The organism is Mesorhizobium sp. M5C.F.Ca.IN.020.32.2.1 (genome assembly GCF_004023105.1).
GTDB classification, from domain to species: Bacteria; Pseudomonadota; Alphaproteobacteria; order Rhizobiales; family Rhizobiaceae; genus Mesorhizobium; species Mesorhizobium wenxiniae.
This window is the reverse complement of record NZ_RZSX01000252.1, coordinates 1-7,451: the sequence shown is the minus strand read 5'-3', so window position 1 is coordinate 7,451 and position 7,451 is coordinate 1. Positions and strand designations below refer to the sequence as shown.

General features: G+C 64.4%; 8 protein-coding genes and 1 pseudogene. All 9 read right to left on the bottom strand.

All coding sequences use genetic code 11. The annotated features are described in order from the left end of the window. Nucleotides 1–275 (bottom strand): sigma factor (locus EOA86_RS14740; protein ID WP_281035663.1); only part of this gene is annotated, 275 nt, incomplete at its 3' end. 58 nt (nt 276–333) lie between these two features. Then, entirely contained in the window at nt 334–3,084 is a 2,751-nt protein-coding gene (locus EOA86_RS14735) for a DUF2339 domain-containing protein (RefSeq protein ID WP_128342288.1), read from the bottom strand. A 39-nt stretch (nt 3,085–3,123) separates the two neighbouring features. Then, nucleotides 3,124–3,642: a PaaI family thioesterase gene (locus EOA86_RS14730; RefSeq protein ID WP_128342286.1), complete on the bottom strand. Its 519-nt coding sequence runs from the start codon at nt 3,640–3,642 to the stop codon at nt 3,124–3,126. Next, complete coding sequence (gene recO / locus EOA86_RS14725; RefSeq protein WP_128342284.1) at nt 3,639–4,415, bottom strand: DNA repair protein RecO; 777 nt, start codon at nt 4,413–4,415, stop codon at nt 3,639–3,641. The genes EOA86_RS14730 and recO overlap by 4 nt, the downstream gene beginning before the upstream one ends. Nucleotides 4,416–4,486: 71 nt before the next feature. Next, a pseudogene (locus EOA86_RS40280) lies at nt 4,487–4,642 on the bottom strand (aminoglycoside phosphotransferase); the annotation flags it as partial. Next, the gene (gene era, locus EOA86_RS14715; RefSeq protein WP_128342282.1) at nt 4,638–5,570 is read right to left on the bottom strand and encodes a GTPase Era; all 933 of its coding nucleotides are present in this window, start codon (nt 5,568–5,570) and stop codon (nt 4,638–4,640) included. The pseudogene EOA86_RS40280 and the gene era, both read right to left, overlap by 5 nt. Further along, complete coding sequence (rnc, locus tag EOA86_RS14710; RefSeq protein ID WP_029354472.1) at nt 5,567–6,292, bottom strand: ribonuclease III; 726 nt, start codon at nt 6,290–6,292, stop codon at nt 5,567–5,569. The genes era and rnc overlap by 4 nt, the downstream gene beginning before the upstream one ends. Before the next feature lie 4 nt (nt 6,293–6,296). Then, entirely contained in the window at nt 6,297–7,046 is a 750-nt protein-coding gene (gene lepB, locus EOA86_RS14705; protein WP_065009855.1) for a signal peptidase I, read from the bottom strand. Between the two features lie 77 nt (nt 7,047–7,123). Beyond that, nucleotides 7,124–7,451, bottom strand: a 328-nt coding sequence (locus tag EOA86_RS14700; protein ID WP_128342280.1) for a holo-ACP synthase, incomplete at its 5' end; no start/stop codon positions are given.

Sequence of the window (7,451 nt, the reverse complement as noted above, 5' to 3'; positions counted from 1 at the left end):
ATCGTAAACAGCCACTTCCTGGGGCTTTCTCCAGTCTGCCAGTTGTCGAGCCGCACAAGCGCCCGCTCGAGACAGTCCTGAACGAGATCGTCGGCGGAATCGCGGTCACGCAGCAACGAGCGCGCATATCGGCGCAGGCGCGGTATTTCGCCCAGGATTGCTGCCTTCTTTTCGTCCATGACCGCTGGTTCTGAGGTGCCTTGTTCATCCGATTGAACGCGCCTTCGCGGCGCGGCGCAAGCGGCCAGCGCGAAGCGGTCCGCCGCCCTGGTCACCCAAGCAACAAGATAACGCGGCCGGCGGGCGATTTATTCCCGGTTTAATTGAAAACTGTTAGCTATTGCTCGTCTGAAGCTTTTCCCTCGCCGCTCTTGTCAGCAGCCGCTGATAGAACAGGCCGATGCCGATCAGCACCGCGCCGAGGCCGATGAAGGACAGCGCCCTCAGCACGCCTTCCAGTTCCGACATGTCGAAGAGGAAGACCTTCAACACGGCGACCGAGATCAGCGCGGCCGACGCGATGCGCAGCACCTGCGACTTCAGCCAGACGCCGGCGGTGAGCAGCGCCACACCAATGATCAGCCACAGCGCGGAATAGGTGTAGGTTTCAAGCTGGCCGAGGCCGCTCCACAGGCCGATGAACTCGCCCTTGAACAGCCGCCGGACCGACAGCGTCGCGTAAGCGAAGGCAAGCAGCGCCGCCACCAACGCCAGCATCGAGGCATACCATTTAGGCCTGACGTCACGTGTATAGAGCGCGAGCCCGCCGGCAGCGGCGGCAGGCAAGAGATAAGCGAGGAACAGCAGGTTGAACACCGGAATTCGCCCGGTGGATTCGTCGGTAAACAGCGGGTTCAGGGCCAGAAAATGCTGGATGACTATGAAGGCGACCGAGACCACGCCCGCAGCGAGCGAACCATAGCGCAGCACCGAGCTTGGCGAGCGCATGTCGATGGCGACCAGGATGGCGCCGGCGCCGATGGCGATCAGCGTGTAGATCGCCTGCTCGGCGAGCGTCGCAGCAGCCGTGTCGATGACGCCGCCATGCATGGCGTGGCGCACCAATATGGCAACGGTGAGCAGCGCAAATAGTGTTGCGCCCGCTTCCATGGCGAGGCGTGGCCGGCCATTTGTGGTGTGGGCGAGCTGCCAGGCGGCAAAGCCGAAGGCCAGCGCCGGCACGCCGTATCCCGGCAGCAGCCAGTTGAATACCGGCGTCGTCGACAGGAATTCGGCGCCGACGATTGTCGGATCGAAGGCGACGCGGCCGAGTACGGCCATGACCGCGCCGACCGAAATCCAGCCGAGCACCGGATAGGCGCGCCAGCGGGTGGCCAGCGCCGGCACAATGGCCGCGGCACCCAGGAGGATGGTGGTCCAGCCGGATCCGAAGGCCATATAGACCATCAGCAAGGCGGCGACTGCTGCCCCGCCAAGTGCGGAGGAGACGGCCGCACCACCCTGTAGCGGCGGCTCTTCACCGCGCGCGATCCACTCGCCGCCGACGGCGAAAACCACGACCAGAAGGGCTGCTGCCGCCGCGTAGACAAGATCGCGGTCGAGATTGCCGAAGGTGAACCAGAGCGCCAACAGAATGACCAGCGGCGCGATAACGCCCCATGCCGCCCATGAGGCGGCGCGGATGTGAGCCGACGCGGCAAATTTGCGCGCTGTCCAGAAGCCGGCTCCGATGAACACAAGTCCGAGAAAAATGCCGATCCTGAGCATCAGCGTGTCGGACACAGTCGCCGGCAGACCATCGACGCCGAGAGCGCCACCTGAAAAATCTGAAGCGACAGAGGTTGGCGGAATGATGCCGAGATAGACCAGCACCGTCGCCAGCCCTGAGGCGTGCAGAAGCGCCAGCGCCAGCGGCCTGTGGAGCGCTACCGCGACCAGGGCCGCGATAAGAGCTGCTCCCGGCAGAGCATCGCCGGCAGTGTATGCCGGGTCGACGAACAGCGCCATCGCCGAAAGGCCGACGAAGAAGCCAGGTGCGATCGACGGCCAGTCGAAGCCCCTGGCGGGCTCTGCTTCGCCACCGCGACGGCCGAGCCAGATCAAGGCAAGTACGGCCAAGGTCACCGCATTGATGAAGAGGATGACAGGCAGGTTGGTGCCCGGCGCATCAGTCATGTAAAGAATGGTCCAGAGGCCGGTGCCGACGAAGGCTGCCGCCATCAGCAATTTCCAGTCGCGCAAGCGGGCGATGACGCCGGTGGCGGCGAGCACGATCGCCAGGTAGCCGAACAGTGCCCAAGGGTTCGGCGCCTGCGAAGCGACGAGCATCGGCGTTACCACCGCGCCGAGCAGGCCGATGCCGGCCAGCGCCTGACCGTGGACGAGGGCGGCCGCGATGGTCGCCACACCGATGGCGCCGAGCAGCGTGAAGGCGAGCGCCGGCCCGATGAAGCCGTAAACGCCATGCGCGGCATAAACCGTGCCGAACAGGATGAAAGCACCAGCCGCCGTCAGGATCGCCGGAATATAGGCGCCGGCGACGCCCTGCACCGGCACCCTGAAGCCGGTGCGGCGGATGAACTCGCCAACGGCGACCAGCACCAGCCCGAGCATTGCTGCCATGCTCAGCCGCACGCCGGGACCGAAAATGCCGGCCTCGATGGTGTAGCGGATCAGGAACAGGCCGCCGAGCGCCAGCGCGATGCCGCCGACCCAGACCGCCCAGCGGGTGCCGAGCGCCGTTTCAATGTCAGGTTTTTGGGCCGCTTTCGCCGTCGCGGCCAGTTGCGCAGGTGCAGACCCAGCCGGCGCCGCTTCGCCCGCAGCCCACGGTCCGGATGCAACTTCCCCGGCTTCAACCTCTGTGGACGGCTTTTCCTCAGCCTCGCCCGCCGATGGCGGCGCAACGTCGGTCACGGCCGCAATTGCCGCGTCTGCTGGCATGCTGTCGTCTGCGACCTGTTCTACCGGCTTGGCCTGCGGTGGGGCCACATGGACACCCGAAAGCACGAGGCTGCGCAGCGCACCAAGTTCGCGCTCGATCAGGCCGATGCGGCTCTGCTGGCGCAAGATAATGACGAACAGCGCGATGATCGCGACCAGGCCGATCAGGCTTTCGAACATGGCGGTTCCCCCAAACCGAGCCAGTAGTTACTGACAAAGTCAGCGCGCCGCCAGATTGGCGGCCGGAAAGATCGAGCACGTTTCGGTGCCAAAAGCCAGCAGCTTGCCGTTGGCATCCTTCAGCGTTGCTTCCGAAACCGCCAATGTGCGGCCCTTGTGCACCACCCTGCCCTCGCACACCACCTCGCCGGTCGTCGGCGTGATCGGCCGTGTCAGGTTCACCTTGAACTCCGCCGTCGTATAGGCCTCGCCCTTATCGAGCAGTGTTTGCACGGCGCAGGCAAGGGCCGAATCCAGCGGCGTCGCGGCCCAGCCACCATGCACCCCACCCAGCGGATTGAGATAGCGCTCGTTCGGCATGCCGCGGAACACCGCGCGTCCTTCCGACACTTCGGTCAGGCCGAAACTGAGCTGGAACGAAATCGGCGGCGCCGGATATTTGTTGTCGATGATGCGCTGGAGCAATTCCAGGCCGGTATATCTAGAGATGTCGCAGGGCGGAATGGTGCCGAGGCCGAGCGGCGAGACCCGGCCGGGATAGAGTTCCACTTCGCTCATGTAATGATTTCTCCGGCGGCGGTCTCGACGCCAATCTCCTTGTCCGCCGCGTGGTGCTTGCGCAAGGCTGCGAGGAAGCCGGCGCGGGCAGCAGGCGCCTCGATCCCGCGCGGCTCATAGACATGGCGGGTAAAAAAGAAGCCGGTCAGCCGGAAGGCATCCTCGATCGCCGCCGGGTCGGCGCGAAGGCCGGAGCCGCGCTGCAGGAATGCGGGGAGCACCAGCATCTTGTCGCGCCATGGCGCGCCTGCGGCGCGTGACACGGCGCGCCCGGATTTCGGCGAGACATAGGCAAGGTCTTGCCTGGCGCCGGTCGCAGCACACTGGCTGAGATCGAGTCCGAAGCCGAGTTCGTCGAGAATCAGCAACTCGAAGCGCGCCACCAGCTCGCCGGCGGCGTCCGTATCGTCGAGGTGGGCGATCATCACGGCCAACGTCTCGTAGAGGCCGCCATGAGCGTCGCGCTCGGGCAGCAGGCGCAGATGCGCAGCCATGGTTTGCAGCCCATAGATGGCGACGGCGCTGTCCATAAGCCGGGCGGCGTTCATCTCGATCGCTTCGGCCTGAAAGGTGCCAAGATGTTCGTCGAGCCGCGCCCGCCACAACAGGTCGACACGGTTGCCGGGCTGCAGAACGGGCTGCTGCTTGCGCGAGCGGCCGCCGCGCACAAGTCCGAGGTGGCGGCCATGCGCACGAGTCATGACCTCAAGAATGGCGCTGGTTTCGCCATGCTTGCGGGTGCCGAGAATGATTCCCTCGTCGCGCCACTCCATCAACGGAGCTTGTCACCGGTTCGATGGCGAAATCAAGATTGGGTTTTTGGGCCGCGCGCTGGTGATCGGCAAGCACCCGGCAGCCTCACGAGCATATGGTCTCCGAGACGAAAGGTTCTGTTGTCCCATCCGCCTGATGGAACCGGTCCGAAAGCAAGATCCTTCCATCGGGGAAATTGCGTGGCGACCAACCGGCTCAGGAGAGCTGTGTCGATAGTGACGTTAATGTGGAAACTCCAGCCCCATCTCGCGGTAGCGCTCGGGGTCGTCGCCCCAGTTCTCGCGCACCTTGACGAACAGGAAAAGATGCACCTTCTGTTCGAGGATACCGGATATCTCCATGCGTGCCGCCTGGCCGATGGCACGGATCGTCTCGCCCTTGTGGCCGAGCACGATCTTCTTCTGGCTGTCACGCTCGACATAGATGGTCTGGTCGATGCGCACCGAGCCGTCCTTCTTCTCTTCCCATTTCTCGGTCTCGATATGGGAGGAATAGGGCAGTTCCTGATGCAGCCTGAGATAGAGCTTTTCGCGAGTGATCTCGGCCGCCAGCTGACGCATCGGCAGGTCGGAGATCTGGTCTTCCGGGTAATACCAGGGGCCGGCAGGCAGGGTTTCCGAGAGATAGTCGAGCAGGTCCTTGCAGCCCGACCCGGTTAACGCCGAGACCATGAAAGTGCGCTTGAAGGGCACTTTTTCGTTGGCTGCCGCGGACAGGGCCAGCAGCGTCTCGGGCTTGACCCGGTCGACCTTGTTGAGGATCAGCACCATCGGCTGGCGGACATCCTTCAGCCGTTCGAGGATCGCGTCGGCGTCGCCCCTGATGCCGCGCTCGGCGTCGATCAGCAACAGCACGATGTCGGCGTCCTTGGCGCCGCCCCAGGCGGTCGTCACCATCGCCGTGTCCAACCGCCGCTTCGGCTTGAAGATGCCCGGCGTGTCGACGAAGACGATCTGTGCGTTATTGTGGATGGCAATGCCGCGCACGATGGCGCGCGTCGTCTGCACCTTGTGGGTGACGATCGACACCTTGGCGCCGACCAGTTGGTTGACCAGCGTCGATTTTCCCGCGTTGGGCGCGCCGATCAACGCGACGAAGCCAGAGTGTGTGGTGGTGGCTTCTGCTGCCGGCGGAACGTCTTCGGTGGCGGTCATGCCGCGCTCCCCTTGCTTAGCCAGACGCCTTCGCGCAACAGCAGTGCAGTAGCGGCGGCTTGCTCGGCCTCGCGCTTGGAGCGCCCGCTGCCGGTCGCCGGCGGAAAGGCGCCGACCTTGACGCTGACGGTGAACAGCGGATCGTGGTCCGGTCCCTCGCGGCTGTCAATTATGTAGACCGGCACGGCGCCTGCGGCCTGATGCGCCCATTCCTGCAGTTCGGTCTTGGCATCGCGGCGGGCGGCACCGATGGCCTGCGAGCGCGGCCGCCAGTATTTGTGGATGAAGGCGCGGGCCGCCTCCAACCCGCCGTCGAGATAGAGCACGGCGATCAGCGATTCCAGCGCATCAGCCCGCAGATTGACGCGCTTGCGCCCGTCCAGGCCGCGTACGTCCGAACCGGCACGGATCAGCTCCGGCAGGCCGATCTCCTCGGCGATCTCCGCCAGCACCTCGGCATTGACCAGCGCGTTGAGCCGGAGCGACAGCTCACCTTCGGCAGCGTCCGGATACGCCGCCAGAAGCATGTCGGCGACGACCAGGCCGAGGACGCGGTCGCCCAAGAATTCGAAACGCTCATAGTCGATGCCGGCATGGCTGCTGCGGGCGCTGGCATGGGTTAGCGCGCGCTGCAGGCGCTGGCGGTCGGCAAAGGCGTGGCCGGTGCGCTGCATGAGCGCTTCGGCGAGCGCGTCGATGGTCAGCCGTTTTGTCGCCGCCATGATCCTAATTGACGAAATGGAGCAGGCGCGACGCGCGCATCAGCGACGGCCATTTCCAGATTTCGAGCGGACTGGCGCTGCCACCGATCGAGAAGAAGATGAGGTTGGCGCGGCCAACGAGATTGTCGTCGGGCACGAAACCGACGGTGAAGCGGCTGTCCGAGGAATTGTCTCTGTTATCGCCCATCATGAAATAGTGGCCGGGCGGCACGTCGAATTCCTGGGTGTTGTCACCGATCGAGTTGGGTATCAGGTCGAGCGTGTCATAGCTGACACCGTTCGGCAATGTCTCGCGATAGACGTCGACCGGCCCGCTCTTCTCGGTGATGTCGCGATTGTCGATCTGCCCGACCTTCTGGCGCGGCACGCCGACGCCGTTGATGAAGAGCTGGCCATCCTTGACCTGGATCTTGTCACCCGGCAGGCCGACGACGCGCTTGATGTAGTCGACGGAGGGGTCCGGCGGGAACTTGAACACCGCCACGTCGCCGCGCTTCGGCTCGGCGCCCCAGATGCGGCCCGAAAAGAGGTCCGGCCCGAACGGCAGCGAATAGCGCGAGAAGCCATAGGACCACTTGGTGACGAAGAGGTAGTCGCCTTCGAGCAAGGTCGGCCGCATCGACCCTGACGGGATAGAGAATGGCTGAAAAAGGAGCGTGCGGATGACCAGAGCGAGCAAAAGCGCCTGGACGATGACGCTGACGGTTTCGCCAAGCCCGCCGGATTTCTTCTGAGATTTTTCAGCCACGCTCATGTCGTCCTCGATTATGCGTTGGTTGGTATAGAGTCTCGGCGCGCGCTGGGCAACGTCATGCCGGTGGTCAGATGCAATCAATATGGCGCTTCTTCGACGGGCAACGCCTCGATGATCACAAAGGCTTGAGCAAGCGGAAAATCGTCGGTGATGGTGAGGTGGATCGCCGCTCTGTGGCCTTCAGGCAGGATTTTGTCCAGCTGCGCCGCCGCCCCGCCGGTCAACGCTATGGTCGGCTTGCCGCTGGCCAGGTTGACGACGCCCATGTCGCGCCAGAACACCCCTTGCGCCATACCGGTGCCCAGCGCCTTGGCGCAGGCTTCCTTGGCGGCGAAGCGCTTGGCATAGGAGGCGGCGCGGGCGCCGCGGTTTTCGGAGCGGGCCTGTTCGACCTCGGTGTAGATG